The sequence below is a fragment of the Planctomycetota bacterium genome, assembly GCA_035384565.1.
GTDB lineage: Bacteria > Planctomycetota > PUPC01 > DSUN01 > DSUN01 > DAOOIT01.
In genome coordinates, this window is the sequence record DAOOIT010000031.1 from 26,564 (window position 1) to 45,998 (window position 19,435).

The 19,435-nt window shown below is 69.6% G+C and carries 30 protein-coding genes; 27 read left to right on the forward strand and 3 right to left on the reverse strand.

What is annotated here, in order from left to right; translation table 11 throughout:
* The 3 genes from PLE19_12775 to PLE19_12785 all read left to right on the forward strand — a co-directional run.
* Nucleotides 1-696: hypothetical protein (locus PLE19_12775; GenBank protein ID HPD15821.1), on the forward strand; the 696-nt coding region annotated here is incomplete at its 5' end.
* Nucleotides 696-2,795, forward strand: a complete 2,100-nt coding sequence (locus PLE19_12780) for a hypothetical protein (protein ID HPD15822.1) — start codon at nt 696-698, stop codon at nt 2,793-2,795. The genes PLE19_12775 and PLE19_12780, both read left to right, overlap by 1 nt.
* 3 nt (nt 2,796-2,798) lie before the next feature.
* Entirely contained in the window at nt 2,799-3,734 is a 936-nt protein-coding gene (locus PLE19_12785) for a hypothetical protein (GenBank protein ID HPD15823.1), read from the forward strand.
* Nucleotides 3,735-3,739: 5 nt separating this feature from the next.
* Here PLE19_12785 and PLE19_12790 read toward each other — a convergent pair whose 3' ends face one another.
* Together PLE19_12790 and PLE19_12795 are read right to left on the reverse strand one after the other, a co-directional pair.
* Nucleotides 3,740-4,012: a hypothetical protein gene (locus tag PLE19_12790; GenBank protein ID HPD15824.1), complete on the reverse strand. Its 273-nt coding sequence runs from the start codon at nt 4,010-4,012 to the stop codon at nt 3,740-3,742.
* Entirely contained in the window at nt 3,966-4,406 is a 441-nt protein-coding gene (locus PLE19_12795; GenBank protein ID HPD15825.1) for a helix-turn-helix transcriptional regulator, read from the reverse strand. Before PLE19_12795 ends, PLE19_12790 begins: the two co-directional genes overlap by 47 nt.
* Before the next feature lie 139 nt (nt 4,407-4,545).
* On the opposite strand from PLE19_12795, the gene PLE19_12800 reads away from it, so the two are divergent.
* From PLE19_12800 to PLE19_12915, 24 genes are all read left to right on the forward strand, one after another.
* Entirely contained in the window at nt 4,546-4,740 is a 195-nt protein-coding gene (locus PLE19_12800) for a hypothetical protein (protein ID HPD15826.1), read from the forward strand.
* A 534-nt stretch (nt 4,741-5,274) separates the two neighbouring features.
* The gene (locus PLE19_12805; GenBank protein HPD15827.1) at nt 5,275-5,610 is read left to right on the forward strand and encodes a hypothetical protein; all 336 of its coding nucleotides are present in this window, start codon (nt 5,275-5,277) and stop codon (nt 5,608-5,610) included.
* A gap of 4 nt (nt 5,611-5,614) precedes the next feature.
* Nucleotides 5,615-6,559 carry a ParB N-terminal domain-containing protein gene (locus PLE19_12810; GenBank protein ID HPD15828.1) on the forward strand — a complete coding sequence of 315 codons (945 nt, stop codon included), beginning with the start codon at nt 5,615-5,617 and terminating at the stop codon, nt 6,557-6,559.
* A complete protein-coding gene (locus tag PLE19_12815) occupies nt 6,556-6,984 on the forward strand; it encodes a VRR-NUC domain-containing protein (GenBank protein HPD15829.1) in 429 nt (142 codons plus the stop codon). Before PLE19_12810 ends, PLE19_12815 begins: the two co-directional genes overlap by 4 nt.
* Complete coding sequence (locus tag PLE19_12820) at nt 6,984-7,463, forward strand: putative metallopeptidase (protein ID HPD15830.1); 480 nt, start codon at nt 6,984-6,986, stop codon at nt 7,461-7,463. Before PLE19_12815 ends, PLE19_12820 begins: the two co-directional genes overlap by 1 nt.
* Nucleotides 7,460-7,714 (forward strand): hypothetical protein, encoded by a 255-nt coding sequence (locus tag PLE19_12825; GenBank protein HPD15831.1) that lies wholly within the window; start codon nt 7,460-7,462, stop codon nt 7,712-7,714. The genes PLE19_12820 and PLE19_12825 overlap by 4 nt, the downstream gene beginning before the upstream one ends.
* A 122-nt stretch (nt 7,715-7,836) precedes the next feature.
* A complete protein-coding gene (locus tag PLE19_12830) occupies nt 7,837-8,292 on the forward strand; it encodes a hypothetical protein (GenBank protein ID HPD15832.1) in 456 nt (151 codons plus the stop codon).
* 44 nt (nt 8,293-8,336) lie between these two features.
* The gene (locus PLE19_12835) at nt 8,337-10,121 is read left to right on the forward strand and encodes a ParB/RepB/Spo0J family partition protein (protein HPD15833.1); all 1,785 of its coding nucleotides are present in this window, start codon (nt 8,337-8,339) and stop codon (nt 10,119-10,121) included.
* A 1-nt stretch (nt 10,122) separates the two neighbouring features.
* Complete coding sequence (locus PLE19_12840) at nt 10,123-10,368, forward strand: hypothetical protein (protein HPD15834.1); 246 nt, start codon at nt 10,123-10,125, stop codon at nt 10,366-10,368.
* On the forward strand, nt 10,365-10,742 hold the full coding sequence (locus tag PLE19_12845) for a hypothetical protein (protein HPD15835.1): 378 nt from the start codon (nt 10,365-10,367) through the stop codon (nt 10,740-10,742). The genes PLE19_12840 and PLE19_12845 overlap by 4 nt, the downstream gene beginning before the upstream one ends.
* Nucleotides 10,743-10,750: 8 nt before the next feature.
* Nucleotides 10,751-11,506: a hypothetical protein gene (locus PLE19_12850; protein HPD15836.1), complete on the forward strand. Its 756-nt coding sequence runs from the start codon at nt 10,751-10,753 to the stop codon at nt 11,504-11,506.
* Between the two features lie 229 nt (nt 11,507-11,735).
* A complete protein-coding gene (locus PLE19_12855; protein HPD15837.1) occupies nt 11,736-12,206 on the forward strand; it encodes a hypothetical protein in 471 nt (156 codons plus the stop codon).
* Nucleotides 12,199-13,095 (forward strand): DUF5131 family protein, encoded by an 897-nt coding sequence (locus PLE19_12860; GenBank protein ID HPD15838.1) that lies wholly within the window; start codon nt 12,199-12,201, stop codon nt 13,093-13,095. Before PLE19_12855 ends, PLE19_12860 begins: the two co-directional genes overlap by 8 nt.
* A gap of 1 nt (nt 13,096) precedes the next feature.
* Nucleotides 13,097-13,444, forward strand: coding sequence for a hypothetical protein (locus tag PLE19_12865; protein HPD15839.1), 348 nt, complete (start codon nt 13,097-13,099; stop codon nt 13,442-13,444).
* Nucleotides 13,437-13,799 carry a hypothetical protein gene (locus PLE19_12870; GenBank protein ID HPD15840.1) on the forward strand — a complete coding sequence of 121 codons (363 nt, stop codon included), beginning with the start codon at nt 13,437-13,439 and terminating at the stop codon, nt 13,797-13,799. The genes PLE19_12865 and PLE19_12870 overlap by 8 nt, the downstream gene beginning before the upstream one ends.
* Nucleotides 13,800-13,902: 103 nt before the next feature.
* Nucleotides 13,903-14,124 (forward strand): nicotinamide mononucleotide transporter, encoded by a 222-nt coding sequence (locus PLE19_12875; GenBank protein ID HPD15841.1) that lies wholly within the window; start codon nt 13,903-13,905, stop codon nt 14,122-14,124.
* On the forward strand, nt 14,121-14,252 hold the full coding sequence (locus PLE19_12880) for a hypothetical protein (GenBank protein HPD15842.1): 132 nt from the start codon (nt 14,121-14,123) through the stop codon (nt 14,250-14,252). Before PLE19_12875 ends, PLE19_12880 begins: the two co-directional genes overlap by 4 nt.
* On the forward strand, nt 14,249-14,620 hold the full coding sequence (locus tag PLE19_12885) for a hypothetical protein (protein ID HPD15843.1): 372 nt from the start codon (nt 14,249-14,251) through the stop codon (nt 14,618-14,620). Before PLE19_12880 ends, PLE19_12885 begins: the two co-directional genes overlap by 4 nt.
* Nucleotides 14,617-14,958, forward strand: coding sequence for a hypothetical protein (locus tag PLE19_12890; GenBank protein ID HPD15844.1), 342 nt, complete (start codon nt 14,617-14,619; stop codon nt 14,956-14,958). Before PLE19_12885 ends, PLE19_12890 begins: the two co-directional genes overlap by 4 nt.
* On the forward strand, nt 14,958-15,257 hold the full coding sequence (locus PLE19_12895) for a hypothetical protein (GenBank protein HPD15845.1): 300 nt from the start codon (nt 14,958-14,960) through the stop codon (nt 15,255-15,257). The genes PLE19_12890 and PLE19_12895 overlap by 1 nt, the downstream gene beginning before the upstream one ends.
* Nucleotides 15,258-15,262: 5 nt before the next feature.
* Nucleotides 15,263-15,493, forward strand: coding sequence for a hypothetical protein (locus tag PLE19_12900; protein HPD15846.1), 231 nt, complete (start codon nt 15,263-15,265; stop codon nt 15,491-15,493).
* 12 nt (nt 15,494-15,505) lie between these two features.
* The gene (locus tag PLE19_12905; GenBank protein HPD15847.1) at nt 15,506-15,850 is read left to right on the forward strand and encodes a helix-turn-helix domain-containing protein; all 345 of its coding nucleotides are present in this window, start codon (nt 15,506-15,508) and stop codon (nt 15,848-15,850) included.
* A gap of 2 nt (nt 15,851-15,852) precedes the next feature.
* A complete protein-coding gene (locus PLE19_12910; GenBank protein ID HPD15848.1) occupies nt 15,853-16,974 on the forward strand; it encodes a tyrosine-type recombinase/integrase in 1,122 nt (373 codons plus the stop codon).
* Nucleotides 16,975-17,108: 134 nt separating this feature from the next.
* Entirely contained in the window at nt 17,109-18,122 is a 1,014-nt protein-coding gene (locus tag PLE19_12915) for an aldo/keto reductase (protein ID HPD15849.1), read from the forward strand.
* 105 nt (nt 18,123-18,227) lie between these two features.
* Here PLE19_12915 and fba read toward each other — a convergent pair whose 3' ends face one another.
* Entirely contained in the window at nt 18,228-19,250 is a 1,023-nt protein-coding gene (fba, locus tag PLE19_12920; protein ID HPD15850.1) for a fructose-bisphosphate aldolase class II, read from the reverse strand.
* Nucleotides 19,251-19,435 lie beyond the last annotated feature (185 nt).

A 19,435-nucleotide genomic window follows, 5' to 3' on the forward strand; every position in this document is an offset into this window, starting at 1 on the left:
CGCGGGGAGTGGCAGGTGCGGGCTGCCCGAGCGGGGAGCGGGCGCGGGGAGTGGCGCATCGAGGACTTATCGCTCGTGGGCTGGCTGACCTGGCGTGGGACGGGCGGGGCTTCGCCCGATTTCAGTGCGGCGCCGTGGGCGGTATCGGCGGCGTTGCCGGACGTCCTGGGGACGCTGGCGCCGTCGGACACGTATGTGCTGGTGTGCCGTCGGCGGAACGCCTGGGGGCTGGTGTCGCAGAACGCGGGGCCTGAGGTGCGCTTCGAGATTGACGCGGACGGCGAGGCGGTGGGCGCGAGGCCGTCGGGGCCGTATGCGGTGGCGACGTCGGCGTCGAGCGGGGGCTGCATTCGGGTGCAGGCGTGGTACAACGCCCTGGTGGACGGGGCGGCGGCGGCCACGCGGTGGCTGGTGTATCAGACGGACGACGGGAGCGACCCCGACCCTGCGGTGGACGTGCCGACCGTGGTGACGATGGCGTTCGCCGGCCCCGTGGCGCGGCTGGACTGGACGAGCGGGGCGTTCGCGGGCGGGGCGACGGTGAAGACTCTGGTGCGGACGCGGCGGGTGAGCGGCGTGACGAACCTGGATTCGGCGAACGTGGCGCCGTCGAGCGCGACGGCCTCGACGGCGACGCCGAGCGTGCCTGCGGGCGAGGTGTTCCTGGGCTCGGTGTGGAAGCAGGGGCAGGACTGATGGCCACGTTGCAGCTCGGGCTGAAGCCCGACAATCCCGTGGTGGGGAAGCAGCCTGGGATCGTCTACACGGCTTCGTCGTGGACGGGCGAGTGGACGGAGCAACGGGACTGCGTGCCGCTGGCGGCGGAGCTGCGGGCGGCGCCTGGGATTTCGACGGGGAGCTTCGTGTACCACTATGGCGTGATCAAGCGGCCGGACCGGACGGGCTTCAGCGAGTACTGGCCGCCAGACCTGGTGGGGCAGTACGTGCGGTTCGCGGTGCCGAAGGCGGAGACGGGGACGCCTGTGTGCCTGCCGTGGGCGGGGATCGTCACGGGGGTGGAGCACGGGGTGCAGGGGCCGGTGGGGGCGTCGCCGCAGGGGGATTGCCTGTATTCGTGCCGGGGGCTGGAGCATCTGCTCGAGCAGGCGCGGCTGGACCGTGCGTGGGCGGAGGTGGGCGGCGTGGGGGTGCGGCTGGGGAGGTGCCCCGTGTTCAACGAGCGCTATGCCAGGGGCGGGACGCCGCTGGGGAACCGCACCACGGCTGCCATCACCTGCGGGTCGGTGCAGAGCCACGCGTTCTCGACTCAGGGCGCGGTGTGGACGAACCTGGACATCGTGCGGTACGTGCTGGCGTTGTTCGCTCCGACGCTGAGCTGGACGGTCGAGGGCGAGACCGCGCTGTTGCACCAGTTGACGGGGGTGTACGACCTGGAGGGGTACACCGTGTGGCAGGCGTTGAACGCGCTGATAGACCGGCGGCGTGGCCTCTTGTGGAGCCTGCGGGCCGAGCCTGGCGACGCCGTGGTGGTGCACGTGTCGAGCGTGTATGACCAGGCGGTGCGGGTGGGCGACGCGAAGATCGACCCGAACCCCGAGACGGCGCGGCTGGAGCTGTACGGGGCGGGGTCGCCGGGCGACTGCCTGACGGCGGAGGTGCGGGTGAGCGAGGCGGACGTGCAGCACTACGGCCGCATCGAGGTGGTGGGCGAGCGGATGCGCTCGACGTTCACGCTGAGCTACGCGAGCGGGAAGTTGCTGCGGGCCTGGCAGCCGGCCACGATGGCGCTCTACACGACGGGGCTGGGCGACGACCCGGACGCGAACGACAAGTACCGTGCGTTGCCGCTCTTCGAGGACGTGTTCTGCGGGTTCCGCGTGTCGCCGACGTGGGATTTCGTGGGCGACAACGGCGAGGGCGTGGCGGGCGGGCGCGTGGCGCCGAAGATCAATGACGACGGGTCGCTGGACACGGGGGCGGACGGCGGCTGGTGGCGCGGGGACAAGGCGCCGCTGAACCTGCTGCCGTGGCAGGAGGCCGCGGACGACGAGGGCGTGCACTACGCGAGGCCGTTCGCCTGCGTGCAGGACCCTGAGACGGGCGGGTTCGTGCTGACTCACAAGCACGCGATCCCCGGGGTGCCGGCGGCGGGGCTGCTGGTGCACGACCACGAGCTGCGGGTGCGGCTGAACCCGCCCTACAACCATCTGTTTGGCCGGGGGTATCTGACCGCGGCCCACGGCCCGACGCTCGAGGTGGGGGGGCTGAGCGACACGGGCGACCACTTCAGTTTCGAGACGCTGCTCGTCACGTTGCAGATCGAGCTGGACGAGCGGTGCAGGGTGGTGGCCACGGTGGCGGACGGCGACCCGGCGCGGGTGCTGACCGTGCGGGTGCGGGACGCGCACCTGTGGTATGTGAGCCCGAAGACCGTCACGGGGGTGAACTCGAACGGGACTCTGGCGCGGCACGCGGGCGGGACGGTGCGGGACGACAAGGCCCGGTTGCAACTCGTGGCCGCGATGGCGGTGGCCTGGTATGGCCGGCGGCGTCAGCGGTTGCGGTACGCCGTGCGGGAGTTGGGGCCGATCGCTCGGCCTGGGACCTTCATCGAGGCCGTGGAGAGCGTGGGGTGGACGGAGCCGATCTCGACCGTGTGCACGCGGATGAGCTGGGACTTCGAGTCGGGCACGAGCTCTCTGGAGACGGATTTCTGGGAACTGGACTTTGCGGCGGCGGATTTCGATCAGCCTGGGACGCCTGGCGGGCGTGCGCTGGCCCGCGTGATTGACGGGGTGGTGTCGGGCTTCAGCCGGAGCCAGGAGGAGGCCTAGAGCATGCCGACGCGGACCGCGAGGGTGGCGCCTGCGGCGCGACTGCGCGAGGAGTTCCCCGCCGCGATCTGGAGCGTGGGGCCGGGCGGCGAGCCGGACCCTGGGGGCAACCTGTACTGGGTGCGCGAGCTGGGGTGCAACGCCACGAGCGGGGGCACGGCGGACGGGTGCCCGACCTGGTTTCGGCCGGGCGGCCGCTGGGTGGTGGCCGAGGACTGGGGGCACAGCCACAGGGTGTATGCGACCGACGGCACGGTGCGGCTGGCGGCGGTGCGGCGGATGACCTCGCGGCAGGCGACGCCGACGGCGCGGTTTTTTTTTCGCTGTAGCGCGGCGGCGCTCGAGAGCGACTTCGCCGTGAGCGTGCTCGACGGGAGCGACCCGTTGGGCGAGGGCGGGGTGCCGGGCATTTTCTACGGCAGCGAGCTGGCGTATGTGGGCGAGTGGCGGACCTTCCTGCACTGGCCGCAGCCTGTCACGCGGGGCGCCCTGGCGGGGCTGATCGTGGATCTCGCGGGCGGCGACACCACCGCGGGCGGCCCTGTGGCGCTGAGGCTGCGGTCGCAGCTCGATGCCGCGGCGAACGTGGACGTGGCGTTCTACCTTCACGCCCACCTGGTGACCGAGGAGTTCACGGCGGGGATGACGTGGGGCACGCAGCCGGCCGTGGACGAGGCGATCACGATGGGGCGAGGCGACGGCACGACATATGCCCGCAGCCATTCGGCGGCGGAGTGGTATCACCTGGATCTGTACGGGACGCTGGCGTACACGCGCCCCGATTTCCTGATCGCGACTCCGCCTGCCACACCGGTGTACTACGGCGTGCGGCTGTCGTGCTCGATGGTGCGGGGTTCGCCGGCGGCCGATGCTTTCGAGTATGCCCGCGTGTACAGCGACGGGTCGTTGACGCCGCGTTGCCGCTACTGGACCGTGTGAGGGGCTTAGCGGCGGCGGAGGGCGTCGCAGAGCATCCCTGCGGCGAGAGCGACGGCGCCGAGCCCCACTCCCGTGAGACAGATGGCCGTGCAGGCGGTGCCGAGGGCGGTGGACATGGCGCCCTGGGAGAGCCAGAAGAGCGCGCCGAGGCCTCCGACGAGGAAGAGCCAGAGCGCGAGGACGCCGAGCGCCCAGGTGAGGCAGCCGAGGGCCTGGTCACGGCCCGCGGCATCACGGGGGGCTGGTGGGGGAGGTGGCAGCCTGCGCGGGGCGCTCATCGGGCGGGTTCCCCGTGGGTGGCTGGGCGAGGCCGAGGAAGGCGAACACGCCGCTGCGCTGCTGGGGGCTGAGGGCGAGGATGCGGCGGAGGACGGCGACGAGCTGGGGATAGGGCGTGAGGACCTCGCAGGCGGCCTCGACGGCGGCGGCGAGGCGCGTGCGGTAGACGGCCTCGGCCTCGCCCACCGACTCATTGGTGCCGAACGGGGAGAGGAGGCCCAGGGCGAGGGCGAGCCGCTGCACGGTGTCGGCGCTCGGGCGCTGGAGGCCTCGGAGCACGCGGTTGACCGTGCTGCCATTCAAGCCGGCGAGTTCGCCGAGGCTGTCGTAGTTGAGGCGCTGGTCGGCCATGGCCGCCCTGGCCGCCTCGAAGAACCCCTCCAACGCATCCATTGGGAGCCTCCTGCAGGGTGCCGCCGCAAGGGAATTGTACCTGATTCCTGCGGCAACGCAAGAAATTTCAGAAAATTCTCTTGACTTCCTGCGTATGCGCATTATAATCCTGCGCGGTCGCATCTTTGAGGAGCGTGGAATGGCTCGATGGATCACCGCTCAGGTGAGCGATGAGGCGGATTTGAAGCTGAAGCTGATCGAGATTCGGCTGCGCAAGCTGGACCCTGGGGCGACGCGGCCCATGGCCATCGAGGCGGCGATTCTGGCCGCCGACGTGGAGGCCGTGGAGCGGGCGTTCGGGGCCAGCCTGGATTCCACGAGGCCGGCGCCGTAGCCGCCTCAGGCCGCACGTGGGGACTGTCGCGTCCCACCCCACGTGCGGCAGACCTGCCAGGAGGTGCTGGACGCGAGCGAGAGGGTGTGGGATGGCGGCAGCGTCCCCGACGATGGTTCCCCGATCTGGTGCCCAGGGCGATGCGAGCGGGCTGGCTGCCGCCCCCGTGCGTGTCGCCCGAGCCGCCGCGGCCTGGCGTCCGCCCTCCCCGCCGGGCCGCGGCCAGTCTTCCCTTGGCAAGGGCGATGCGCGTCCGCACAGGTGGCCCCTCCCCACCCGAGGACCCGTCGTCCCTGCCATCTCTCGATATGGCTTCGCCGCTCCCTCGCGCTGCAGGTCCTCACGGGGAGCCTGTCAGCCGCCAACCGCGTGGGATGTTCCGGATCGTCTGCCGGCTGCGGCGGAGCCGTTCTTCTCGACTTGGGCGCGGTCCCTGTTCCTCGCCGACGCCGCGCCCTGGCCTGGCCCGGCCGGTCCAGCGTTTCCCCCGCCCGCACCGGCCGGCCAGGCCGCCCCTTCTCTCGGAGGTGAGCGATGAGCGATGACGCGCGCCAGACCCTCGTGCTGCTCAAGTGGGAGGCCGGCCAGTTGCCGACCTTCATCCCGCCCGTCGGCTCCACGGGCCTTTACTGCTGCTGGCCCATCTACCCGTCCATCTCGGGCAGTGAGTGCGACCTGATCGGCCACGAGCGGCTGATGGTCGTCGAGGGCGGAGGTCCCGACGGCCTGTACGCGCCCGCCGTGATGCGCGAGGGCGTGGTCGTCGTCACCGAGTACTACAAGGCGTTGCGCGAGGCCCCGCCTGCGATCTGGGCGCGGCCCGCCGAGCAGCCCGAGCACCTCCCGAGCCTCACAGGCAGGAGCCTCTAGCCCTATGGCCAAGAAAGCCGCCCGCGAGGCCGTGATTCTGCCCGTCAACCTGCTCGAGCCGACCGACTCGTTGCGGCACACCGACAGCGAGCTCGACGCCCTCGCCACGTCGTTCCGCCGCATCGGGATGCTGCATCCCATCGTCGTCAGCGACCGCCAGCGCTGCCGCGTCGTGGCGGGCCACGGGCGCCTGGCCGCGGCCAAGCGGGCCGGCCTCACGCACGTGCCCGTGCTCATCGCACCCGACCTCGACGATCCCGACCGCAAGCTGCTGGCCCGCCTCGACGAGAACCTGCATCGCAAGCCGTTCAGCCCCAGCGAGATAGCCGACATCAGCGCCCGCCTGCGCCCCGTGCTCGAAGCCGAGGCCGTCCAGAGGCAAAAGGCGACGCAGATGGCGGGCAAGGACCGCGACGGCAAACCCAAGACCTTCGGCAGTACCAAATTGGTACCACCGAAGCCGCCGCAACCCAGGGTGCAGAGGCAAGTGGCCGACGCGGTCGGCGTGAGCCACGGCACGCTCGACAAGATCGAGGCGATGCGCGAGGCGGCGAAACGCGACCCCGCCACCTACGGCCACCTGCTCGAGCTGGCCGACAAGACGAGCGTGCATCGCGCCTTCTGCGAGTTCCAGCGCCTCCAGGCGCACGACCGCAAGCACGAGGCGCCGTCGAACGACGGCGAGCCTGGGACGGCCAGCGGCGAGGCGGGTCCCGCGCCACAGCCGGCAACCGCGGAGCCGCCTCCCGCCGGCCATCCCGACCTGCGAGCCGCACGGGTCAAGGGCGTGCTCCGAGGCGTCGAGACCACGCTCGCCGGCGTCCTCGACAGCGTGAAGTACGCCTGGTCGCTCAGCGGCGGCGCCATCGAGCCGAGCGTGCTCGCCGACGCGCGGGCCAAGTGCCGCCAGGTCGTGCTCGCCCTCGGCGGAGAGGTGACGTGGGAATGAGCCGCCACAAGATCGTCCCCATCGAGGCCATCATCGGCCGGGCGCGTGCCGGCCGCCGCGACGAGCGGCACGAGGAGCTGGTCAACGCCTGCCTCACGGTGCTCAACGTCACGCGGCTCGGCGGCGAGCGCATCTTCGCCTGGCGGAACGACACGGGGATCGTGCGCGACGCGGACGGCCGCGTGCGGCGACGATACGGCACGGCGGGCGCCGGCGACATCCTGGCCGTGCTGCCTCCGCTCGGGAGGCTCCTCGTCGTCGAGGTCAAGACGGGCTCGGGGCGCGTGTCCGCGAAGCAGAGGGACTTTCACGCCCGCATCATCGAGCGCGGCGGCCTCGTGTTCGGCTGCCGCGACGACGTGGGCGAGTTGCAGGCGTTCCTGGCCTGGTTGCGGCACCAAGCCGCAGGAAAGGATGCCCGCTGATGGCCGTGGAATACGAGTTCTGCCCTGGCGAGGTCGTGGTGTTCTGCGAGGCGGTGCGCAACCAGTGGCACCAGCGCCTCGACGGGGCGCGCATCGCGTGGGTGTTCCGCTCGAAGGCCGCGCGGCACGCGGGCAAGGCGGTGCTGGGGACCTCGCGGAAGCTGAGTGCCTTGCATGCCCTGCTCACGCTCGGGCCGGCGGGGGACAGAGGCGGATTCGACCTGGCCGTGGTGCTGGCGAAGGACCTGTGGGACACGCTCTCCGTGGACAAGCGCCGCGCAATCGTGGACCACGAGCTCTGCCACTTCGACCTGGACGGTGAAGGCGGCTTCCTGCTGCGGCCGCATGACCTCGAAGACTTTGTGGAGGTTGTGCAGCGGCACGGCCTGCAATGGCGCGAACAGGTCGCCTACGCGCAGGCGTGCCAACAGAGAACACTGGAGTTTGCCAACGCGGCGAGAGAGGCGGACGCGGAATGAACTGGGTGATGGTGAACCTCCCGTGGATATGGCCGAGCGTGTGCCTGTGGCTGCTGCTCGTGCTCCTCGTCGTGCCCAGGCTCGTGCGGCGCATCAGACCTCGGGGCCGGGAAATCCAACGAAAGGAGGCGTCTGCAACCCTGCGAGCGCCCGGCCCCGACAATCCCAACGCGACGGAGTGTGACCCGACCACGTGTCCCACGCGGGCCATGGGCGGCTGCCCGCGGCCGACCACGGGAGGGCGCCGCTGATGGCGATCTCGGGCACGCTCGTCCGCGAAGTACTGCGACCCGACGGAACGTCAGCCTGGCTGCCGTGCCGAGAGGCAGCCGCGGCGGAGAGACCGACAACCCCTCGGCAGGAGGCGACGACGATGGCGACGGCAGCACAGGAGACGAGGCCGCAGGTCGGCCGCAGCGTGGGCGACCTGATGGGCGAGATTCGAGGGCTGAAGGCCGACGTGGAGGTGCTGCGCCGCCAGGCGGGCATCGTGGCCGACGCCCTGCGCAAGGTGGGCGACTGCATCAGCGAGACGCGGCAGATTCTCGCCGGCGTGCTCGGCCAGGCCGACGAGCGCGAGACGGAGGAGGTCGAGGGCCTTGGCACGATGACCGTGACGGGCAAGGTGCAGGCCACGCGCATCGAGGCTCCGGAGGCCGCCAGCTCGCACGTGGCGCTGGTGCTCGGCCACCTCCAGAAGGTCGGCAAGGCGCAGCGGATCAACACCATCGCCGAGCAGATCGGCCTGACCCACGCCGAGGTCGAGGCCGCGCTCGTGGCGGGCGAGGGCTTCGAGGCGATGGCCCGCGGCTGGTGGCGGGCGCGCTGAACACAACAGGGGAGCCGCGACACAGCAGACAGGAGACAGCGACGATGGCGAAGAAGGCAGCGACGGCAACCGAGTTGGAGGTCCGCAACCTCCCCGTGGGCGACATCGTGCCCACGCCCGACAACCCGCGAGTGATTGACGAGGGCTGCGAGAGCTTCCGCGGTCTGCTCGACAGCGTGAAGGCGAGCGGCGTGCTAGTGCCGGGCCACGTGCGGCCGCACCCGACGCTCAAGGGCAAATGGGACCTGCGGTGCGGCGCGCGGCGGCACCGTGCCTCCGTGCTCGCGGGCAGGCTGACGATGCCGTGCGTGGTCCACGCCACGTGCTCGGACGCCGAGGCATTCGAGATCACGTTCGTCGAGAACTTCGCGCGCCAGGACCTCTCGCCGCTCGAGGAAGGCGAGGCCGTGCGTATCCTGCTCGACAGGTTCCAGGGCGACCACGCGGCCGTGGCCGACAAGCTCGGGAAAACCCGCCAGTGGGTCGCGTTGCGCGAGCGACTCGGCCAGCTCTCGCCCGCCTGGCGGAAGGCGATTGGCGACTCCGCAAACGCCGTCGCCCGATGGGGGGCGTCCAACCTCGCCCTGATCGCCCGACTGGACCGCGAGGTGCAGGACAGCGCGCTGGATACTCTGAGCAGGGACACGCGCTACAACGGCGAGCGGTTCGCCGCCGCGGCGGCGATGCGGCCTGGCCAGCTCGACCAGTGGCTCAACGACGAGTACCTGCACCTGCTCAAGTCGGCGGCCTGGAAGCTCGACGACGCGACGCTGGAGCCCACGGCCGGCGCCTGCACCGAGTGCCCGAAGCGATCGTCGTGCCAGACGAACCTCTTCCACGACGGCGAACTGGCCGATAAGGACGCGAAGAAGCTCGACCGCTGCCTCGACGCGGCCTGCTGGCAGCGGAAGGGCGATGCGATGCTCGCGCGCCGCTACGCCGAACTCAAGGCCGAACACCCCAAGCTCCAGGTGCTCAGGGGCGGCGGCGACTACCGCGCCGTGGAGCGCGAGGCGCAGGCGATGCTCGGGCGGAAGGACCTGTCGGGCATCGGGTGGAGTTCGTCCTTCGAGAAGGCAACGGAGGGCGAGAAGGGGGCCTTCCCCGCCGTCGTGCTGGACGGCAAGGGCAAGAAGGCGCAGGTGCAGTGGCTCAAGAAAGTGAGCCACGCCTCCACGCCCTCGTCGCGCGTGCCCAAGACGGCCGAGGAGAAGCAGGCCGAGGTCGAGCACCGCCGCCGCGCCCGGGCCATCGAGCGACTCCAGGCCGCCATTCCAGGCGTCGAACTCTCCGAGGCCGCCGTGCTCCAGCTCAGCGCCATGTGGTTCTTCGACGAGTTAGGCTGGCGCAGCGACGAGAAGCTGAGGGGCGTCGCACTCCTCAAGGCTTACGTTGCGAAGCAGCGCGACCCGATTGCAGACCTCCGCGAGTTCGTCCTCGCAAACACGGCGGAGGCTCTGTACGTGGACGAATGGGACGAGGCTGAAGGCCTGGCCGCGTACTTTGGCCTGCCCCTCGGCCAGTATCTCGCCGAGGCCGTGGCCGAGATTCCCGACGCCGCGGCGGAGCCGAAGGCGAAGGGCAAGAAGGCCGCGAAGGGCGAGAAGGGCGAGCGCGCCTGCCGCATCTGCGGCTGCACCAAAAGCACGCCGTGCGAGGACCAGGACGGCGAGCCGTGCGCGTGGGTCGAGCACGACCTGTGCTCTGGCTGCATCGAGAAGGGCATCGAGGAACTGACCAACGCTCGGTACACCACGCTCGACAAGAAGAAGATCGCCAAGCTCGACGCGCGCATCGAGCGGCTGAAGGCCGAGCTGGAGATCATCTGAGATGCTGTACGTGCCGGTGCACCCCCAGACGGGCGAGCACCCGGCCTTTCACGCCTGCGGCTACCCGGTGATCGTGGTGCCGTTGAGCGTGCGGAGGCCGAACGGCTGGCGGGTCTATCTGCGGCCCACCTACAAGGACGGCCGCAACCCCGTGCGACGGAAGAGCGTGGTGATGTGCCCGAGGTGCAAGAGGCACATCTTCCCGCAGGACGTGCGCGACGAGCCGCCAGAACGGAGAGAGCCGTGATCAAGTGCTTCTACCACGCCCTCGGCAAGCCCGTGCGGCTCGGAGGCCGCCTGGTCGAGCGCGGCTCGCGCGTGTGCCGCGTCTACAGCGACACCTCGCCCGACGAGTTGATCGCCTGGGGCATCGAACACGGGATCGCCGCCCGCCACGTGCGACTCGCCGACCTGCCGCACTTCCTGTGCTACGGCCATTTCCTCGACCGCTACTGCCAGACCCAGCCAGGCCGCCAGCGCGTCGTGCACCGTCCCGAGTACCAGGCCGACGTGGCCGCGTGGCGCACCCGCAACGGCCGATGGAGCGTCGGCACCTGGCGACGCTGGCTCTACGTCCACGGCCCGCGCCTCGCGGGCAACCTGTGTGGGGTGTGTGAATGAGCATATCGATGTACGCCCGCGTCTGGGAGCACGCCCGTGTCGGCGGCACCGATCTCCTCGTGCTCCTCGCCCTCGCCGAGCACGTGCGGCCTGGCGCCTATCCCTGCTGTTTCCCGTCCAAGGTTGAACTCGCCCGTCTGGCCCGCACCTCGAAGCGCACGGTGGACGCCTGCATCGCTCGGCTGATCGAGGCGGGCGAGATCGTGGAGATCGACTGGCGCGAGGTGAGCGAGGAGGCGACCAGGTGGATCGGCAAGTTCGGCCGATCGAACCTCTACGTCGTCGCCACGGGCGCCGAAGCCGAGGAAGTTACCCACATCGTCTGCACACTCCGCGGGATCGACAGTGCAGATATTGCACGGTCACTCCGATCTCTCGGCTCCGACAGTGCAGGTGACGGTGCAGTCGACAGTGCAGGTGACGGTGCAGTCGAGGGTGCAAGTTCTGCACCCAAATCATGGAACCGGAAGAACCGGGAGAACCGGGAGAACCCCGGAAGAGGGACTCATGGTCCCTCTCAAGAGAAACCCATGAGCGACGGTGCAAGTTCTGCACCCTCGATTTTCGGGGCAGTGCTCGGCCGCATTCTCCGCGGCGAGACCTTCAACGCTCGGCTCGCCGGCATCGAGTACCGCGTCCTGCTCTCCAACGACCGCCGCGCCATCGTCCTGCGCCACCTCGTCAGCGGCGACGAGCGCCGCATCGAGACCGACGCCGACCTGGTCGGCGTGGACCTGCACCCGACACGGAGGGCCATGTCGTGAACACACGTTGCCTGCGCTGCGGTAGTCCCCTCCACGCAGCTGGCATCTGCCCGAACGGCTGCGCCCAACGCGAGCCAGGCGCCCGCAGCAAGCCGCTTCTCGGCTGGATGTGCCCAGTGTGCGGCGGTGTCTACGCCCCGTGGGTAGACCGCTGCCACGTGTGCCTTGGCCGCCGCGAAACGTGGGGGAGCACCAGCACCAACCCGGAGAATCCGCTGAAGGAGAAGCAATGAAACGCCTTGACCCCGCCTCTGAGGACAGCCGCTGCGAGTGGAACGAGGCGCTGGCGAGACTGTGCGGGATGAACCATTGGGCACACTGGCACTGCCACGCCTGCGGGCATGACTGGGTTCGGGAGAGCAAGAATCGGCCGTGCCCGCAGTGCGCCGTAACCTACAGTCAGGCGCGCGTCGAATTTCTTTCGGTGCCCGACTTCTTCGCCGGCCTCAACGCAGACGGCACGTGCAACGAGGCCCTGGTTGACGGCGACCTGCTGTGGAGGGTTATGAGGGCTGTTTGGGCCAAAGTGTTGAACCTTGAGATAGAGAAGAAGTTTGCGTCGCTCCAATGGCGAGTGTGGGTCGAACCCGATCCAGCAACGCTGTTCGGCAGAGGGTGGGGCACCAGCCTTCACCCCATCGTCGCCCTTGCCCTGGCTGCTCACGAGGCGGGGCTGCTGGAGGAGAAGGCCAATGGCTAGCGTGAAGTGGTGGGACCGCGTGTGGAACCCCTGGCGCGGCTGCACCCCCTGCCGCCGCAAGTGCGCGGCCTGCTACAACCGCGCGCCCGACTCGTGGTTCAGCAGGTACGGGCATGACCCGTCAAAGGTCGTGCGGGCGAGCCGTGCGACGTTCCGCGCCCCGCTGCGCTACCCGCCGGGCACCGTCGTTGCCGTGTGCCTGCTGAGCGACTTCTTCCACGAGTCGGCGGATGCGTGGCGGGATGACGCCTGGGACGTGATGTGTCGGGCAGTATCACGCGGCGTTGGACCGTTCGTCATTCCAACGAGTCGTCCACAGCGGATCGTGCCTCTCCTGCATAAGGAGGGCAAACGAGCGCGCCAGCCCTACGGGGCCTTTTGGGGCAACATCTGGTTCCTCTGCTCCATCGCGGACCAGGCGGACGCTGACGAGCTTCTGCCTGAGTTCCTCAAGGTGCCCGTTGGGCATCTCGGCGTGAGCCACGAACCGGCCCTGGGCGTGGTGGACTTCTCGCCGTGGCTACAGATTGGTCGGGATTGCTACCCGTGCGCGGACCAGCGATGCGAAGAATGCGGGCCGCACTATGATTGCCGCGACCGCCACATCGAATGGCTCATCTGCGGCGGGTGCAATCACACGGGCGACCCACGGTGGGTGATGCCAATCGAGGCGGCCCGCACCGACCGTGACCAGGCCAGGGCGGCGGGCATCCCGTTCATGTTCAAGGGGCACGGCGAGTGGCTGCATGAGTCGCAGGCGCGATTCATCTGCCGGCCGAGCGCTGGCCGCGATGGGTATCATCACGTGGGCAGCGCCGCAGCGGGCCACCTTCTCGACGGCCGCGAGTGGCGCGAGACACCGTTCCCGCTGATGGAGACGGAGACCTAGCATGCGGGAACCGACCGACAGAGAGGCCATTGCCCTGTATCTGGTGGCTGGCATCGGGGATGACTTGATCCCGCCCCCGCTGCACAAGGAGGAAGAGGCACTGATGGCCGCTGAGGAAATCCGTGCCGTTTTGGCCGCACAATCCGACCGCGCTGGCGGCCAGTTGGTCGCGGGCTGGGGCTGCTGGGATAGGACCTGCACTGCGACCCGCTGGGCGCGGTTCGTGCGGCGGCTGTGGGCGGGCGTGTGCGAGCATGGCATCAGCCTTCACGCCCCGTGGTGCGCGTACGGCGATCCGTCTGATGCAGCAGGCCCTCGACTACAGGGAAAGGACTCGAAGCATGAGTGAGCCGCTGACGAACGAGGAACTGGACAAGCGCCTCCGTTGCCTCGGAAGCATCCAAGGCGCTGTGGGCATGATGGCCCCCGTGGTAGCCCAGGCCCGCGAGGCGAACGCCCTGCGCGCCCGCGTGGCTGAGCTTGAGCGCGAGCGCGACGAGGCGCGCGAGTTCGTTGAAGCGGGCGTCTGCGGCTTCCTTATGACGCGCTGCGCGGCCTGCGGGCACAGGTTACGCGCCGACCTGCCCGCTGACTCTTGCCCGCAGTGCGGGGCTGCTGCGCCAGTCCCTTGGAAGGAGCCGCAAACCTATCCTGACAACTGCGAATGCGAACGCTGTGTCTCTGCCAGAAAGGCCCGCGAATGACCCCCACCGCTACGGCAAGCGACAGGAGCGAACCCATGCGTGAGCCGCTGACCGACGCCGACCTGGTCGGCGTGGACCTGCACCCGACACGGAGGGCCATGTGATGGCGACGACCTTCTGGCTCGTCACTGTCGGCTCGCTCGTGGGCGCGTGGCTCAACGCCCGACAACGGCGGGCTGGATTCGCCGTGTGGATGTGCACCAACACGGCTTGGGCGGTCAAGGCGGCGAGTGCCGCCGACTGGCCGCAGGCCGCCCAGTGGATCGCCTACACGCTCATCAGCCTGCACGGCTGGATCGTGTGGGGACGGAAGGAGAGGGCATGACACGACTGCACCGCATCATCGAGGCGCTCCGCGGCCGCGGCTACTGGCGCGATGCCGCGTGGCTCATCCCGCTCCTCCTCGCCCTCTACGCCCTCGCGTGGGCACTCCTGCCAGGAGGCGGCCGATGAGCACGACCACCAGCTACGCCGAGAGGCGTGTCCTCGCCTACGTCTCGCGGTCGCAGCTCGACCGCTGCACCTGCACGCTGATCGGCGAGGCCACCTTGCGGCGGCCTGACGACCGCAGGGTGAACCGCCAGAGCTACGCGCGCCCTGCGGGGGCCGTGCTCGCTCGGCTGGTCGACAAGGGCCTCGTGTGCACAGCTCTCACGCGGCGAGCCGACGGAAAGGGCGAATGGAACTGGCGTCCCACCGCCTTGGGCGAGCGGTACCTCGCCACGCACTGCCTGGTCTGCGCCGCCGAGGTGCCCCGCCGTGAGACCGACGGCCCGTGGGTCTGCGGCGAGTGCGCGTGTGAGGAGGAGTGTGCCTGGTGAAGCCCCTGTCGGCCGTGGCCAAACACCCCGGATGCTACAGGATTGTCGGCTCAGGACCAGACGGCCTCGCGTGTCTGATCCTGCATCCGAAGGGCCACCTTCTGCAGGTGATCGCCTCGACTGGCGGCGGATGGGACCACGTGTCCGTGTCCCTCGAAAGCAGGTGCCCGAGTTGGGACGAGATGGCCTTTGTCAAGGGCATCTTCTTCTTCCCCGAGGAACCTGCGATGGAGTTGCATCCCCCAGCCAGCACGTATCGGAACCTGCACCCGTTCTGCCTGCATCTCTGGCGGCCGCAGCGTCGCGAGATTCCACTGCCGCCACTGGAGTTCGTGTGATGCCCACGATGAGCTCGGCATGGCATATCGCCCGCGAGAGCCGCCGCCTCCCCCGCGCGCGGCAGGCGTTTGAGCGTTGGATCGCTCTCCGCACGGGCGACGTGGGGAGGGCGCTCAGGATCATCGAGGAGCGCGAGCGGGCCATCGAAGCCCTGCCCCTCGTCGAGTTCAAGGGGCGGCCGCTCCGCCAGGTCGTCTGCGTCGCGTGTGGCCAGCCCCGCAACTACTGGCCCTCTCACCTGTGGAGCGTCGTGGACCTGACACAGGTGGTCTGCCCCTGGTGCTTGCTCAAAGGCTGATGCCGATGGGTAATGACTGGCTTCACGACAAGACACTCGACCAGCACAAGGCGATCCTGCGCGACTGGCTGAGGGACCCCGACGGGAACACGGACACGCGCGCGATGCGCGGGTGCGTCGCGGAATGGCTCGCGCAGCTCGAGGCCGAGAACCTGGCGCTGCGGAACTTCAAGAACACCGTGGACCGCGCCTCCGAACTCTACGAGGGTGCGCTGCCCTGGCAGCCGACCAGTTGACGGAGGCGCCCCGTGGCCGTCGAGCCCGACTACCTCACCGCCGCTCAGGCCGCCCGCGTGCTCGGGATCACGCCCAGGCGATTCCGCGAACTGCGCGCCGAGCATCCCCTCGCCTGCTACCGATTCGGCGGCGACCACGCGCATCCCCGATTCCGCCGCGCCGACCTCGACCTGTGGGCCGACCGCTTCCGCCACGAGCCCGCGGCGCTGCCCCTCCCGACCGCGTCGAAGCCAACGCCACGCGCCCGCGGGCGCCGCTCGTGGCGCGAGATCGTAGGCCGCGCCCTTGACAACGCCCCTCCACGCGATACACTGGGAGACGGCGTGTTGCGTCCCAACAGCGAGAGGAGCGCGTGACGATGGGACGCATCGTGCAGATCCGTGGCCGCTGGTATGCCGAGTACTGGCACCCGGCCCAGCGGCGCAACGTGAGGAAGCGAGTGGACGGCACTCGGCGGCAGCGCGAGAGCTTCCTGCTCGACTGCCAGTTGCAGGCCCGCCGCGAGGCCGCGGGCCTCCAGAGCGCCGCAACCAACCACGTGGAGATCGAGCCGCTCATCTCGGCCTGGCGGAGCCACAACGCGGGGCGCACCCGCAAGCGCACGTGGGAGAGCTACGCCCTGGGCCTCGCCCGAGTGCTCGACTGGCTCGAGCCGCGCACGCGGCCGCACCTGGTCAGCGACCTTCGCCTGGCCGACATCGAGGCATTCAAGGCGGCGGCCCTCGCCGGCGGCGCCGCCCCTCGCACCGTCGCCATGCGGGTCGGCGCCCTGAAGCAGATGCTTCGCTGGGCGCTACGCGAGGGGCGCATCGCCTCCAACCCCCTCGCCGCCTGGCAGCCGCCTCGGGGCGACAAACGCACCGTGAGACGGGCACTCACGGCGTTCGAGTTCCAGCAACTGCTCAACGCCAGCCCGCCCGAACTGGCCGACGTGTGGCGATTCTTCGTCGCGACCGCAATGCGGGCCGGCGAGGTAACCAGCCTGGAGTGGAACGACGTGGACGCTGACAACCATCGCCTCCGCGTGCGAGCCGAGGTCAGCAAGAGCCGCCGCGACCGCTGGGTCTACTACGGCGACGCCGTCGCCGCGATCCTCGCCAAGCAGCGGCTCCACCTGGCCGAGCGGCCCGACACCGAAACGGCCAGGCGGCTCGTCTTCGTCAGCCCGAGGGGAGCGGCCTGGGGCGACCGCCTCTCGCGGAAGTTCCGAGCCTGCCGCGAGGCGGCCAAACTCCCCGACGGCCTCGACCTCCACTGCCTGCGGCACACCGCCGCCACGCACTTGATCGCCAGTGGGGCCGACGTCAAGACCGTGCAGAGCCACCTCGGCCACAGCTCCGCCACCGTTACCCTGGACGTCTACGCCCACGCCTGGGAGGCCAACTCCCGGCGGGCCGCGGCGTCCCTCGACGGCCTAGCGGGAATGGCCATTGAGACACCCAGCGCGCGCGGGGCGCGCGCAGCGGCAGAGACCGCATGAGGACGGAGTTGTAACCGGTGGAACGGTCGCATCTTACAGCATTGGTCAGGACAGGGCACGGCGGACTCATAATCCGTCGGTCGTCCGTTCGAGTCGGACAGGGCCCACCACCTTCCAGCCGCAAGGAGACACCGATGGCCATTCGCTCTTCCGTCCAGGTGAACCGTCCGGCACCGGGCCGCGGGCTCAGCCGGCGCGCGTTCCTGCGTTCGTCGGCCTCGGCGGGTGCGGGCCTGGTCGTGTTCGCCCGCCCCTTGCGCTCGGCCGAAGCCGTCGAGCCACTCCCCACGCGCGTCCTGGGCCGCACGAAGGCGAAGGTCACAATCCTCGGCCTCGGCACCGCACCCATCGGCGAGGGGCCGGTGGACACCCCCGAAGCATCGAAAATCTTCGGTGCCGTGCTGGACCAGGGCGTGACCTACGTGGACACGGCCCGCAGCTATGGGAACGCCGAAGAGGCCCTGGCCCAGGTGGTGCCGCAGCGCCGCGACCAGCTCTTTCTTGCGACCAAGTGCTGGACCGACTCCGGCGCCCAGGCGCAGAAGCTCTTCGAGACGTCGCTCCGAACGCTGAAGGTGGATTACCTCGACCTCGTCCACATCCACAACATGGGCAACAAGGACCCCGGCAAGGTGCTCGCCAAGGACGGCATTCTGGAGTACCTCCTGAAGCAGAAGGAGGCGGGCAAGCTGCGCTTCATCGGGCTCTCCGGCCACGAGCGGCCGCCCCGCTTTCTCGAAGTGCTCAAGACCGGCCAGATAGACGTGGTGATGCCCGTGATGAACTATGCGGACCGCCACATCTACGGGTTTGAAGACAAGGTGCTGCCCGAGTGCCGCAAGCAGGGTGTCGGGGTGGTCGCCATGAAGGTCTACGTGGGCATCAAAGGCGGCTTCCCCAACCACCGCAAGGGCTCGGTCGGCTGCGTCACGAAGCCCGAGCTCCTGCCCCAGGCGATGGCCTATGTGCTGGACCTCGAGGGCGTGAGCGTGGCCAACATCGGCCCCTACACCATGGAGCAGGCGCTCCAGAACGTCGCGTTCGCCCGCCAGTATAAGCCCCTGGCCGAGGCCGAGCGGGCGGAACTCCTCGCCCTGGGCAAGCAGATTGCCGCCGACATCGGCCCGCGCTATGGCCCCGTGGCCTGACCCCAAGCAGCCGAGAACGAGACAGGCCGCCGGGCGACACCCGACGGCCTGCGTATCGAAGAGCGAGGGGAACGCGCCCCCGAGCGGCTGCGCCCCACGCGGCCCTCACCTGGCGTAGAAGGCCACCATCTCTTTGCAGGTGACGGTCTTGATCTTGCCCGCGTTGCCCGCCTGGCCGAACGCGACCATGCGATCCACGCACACGGCCTTCATCGCCTCGCGGGCGGGCCCCAGGTACTCGCGGGGGTCGAACTTCTCCGGCGTGAGGGCGTAGACCTCGCGGATGGCGGCGGTCATGGCGAGGCGGTTGTCGGTGTCCACGTTGATCTTCCGCACGCCGTTCTTGATGCCGCGCTGGATTTCCTCGACGGGCACGCCCCACGACGGCTTGAGCTTGCCGCCGTACTGGTTGATCTTGGCCTTCAGTTCCTGCGGCACCGACGACGAGCCGTGCATGACGAGGTGGCAGTTGGGCAGGCGCTTGTGGATCTCGAGGATCACGTCCATCCGCAGCACGTCGCCGGTCGGGGGCTTGGTGAACTTGTACGCGCCGTGGCTCGTGCCGATGGCCACGGCCAGTGCGTCCACACCGGTCGCCGCCACGAAGTCGCCCGCCTGAGCAGGGTCGGTGAGGTGCTTGCGGGCCTCGTCGCCCGTGAGGCCGGCGCCGTGGCCGTCCTCGATGCCGCCGAGACAGCCCAGCTCGCCCTCCACCGTGATGCCGCGGGCGTGCGCAGCATCCACCACCTTCTTGGTGACGGCCACGTTGTAGGCGTAGTCGGCCGGCGTCTTGCCGTCCTCCTTGAGCGAGCCGTCAATCATCACCGACGTGAAGTTCTGCTCGATGGCGCTCATGCAGGTCTCGAACGAGTTGCCGTGGTCGAGGTGCATGGCGATGGGGATCTTCGGATAGAGCTCGGCCGCGGCGAGCATGAGGTGGCGCAGGTAGGCATCGTTGGTGTACTTGCGCGCCCCGCGCGATGCCTGGATGATGACGGGCGAGTCGGTCTCCTGCGCCGCCATCATGATGGCCTGAATCTGCTCCATGTTGTTCACATTGAACGCCGCCAGCCCATAGCCGTTCTCCGCAGCGTGGTCCAGCAGCGTTCTCATCGGCACGAGCGACATGTCCGGCCTCCTTCAGAAGGGAATCGAGTCGTCCGCTCCCCGGGCCTCCGCCCGGAGCAAACATTCTGCCACAAACTGACGGCGAATGCAACCGCCGGTCACCGCCGCGGCGGGCGGCTCGCCCGCCTCGCAGAGGTCTGACGAGGCAGGACGTCCCGCCTTCGGCCCCATGGTGTATCACCGCC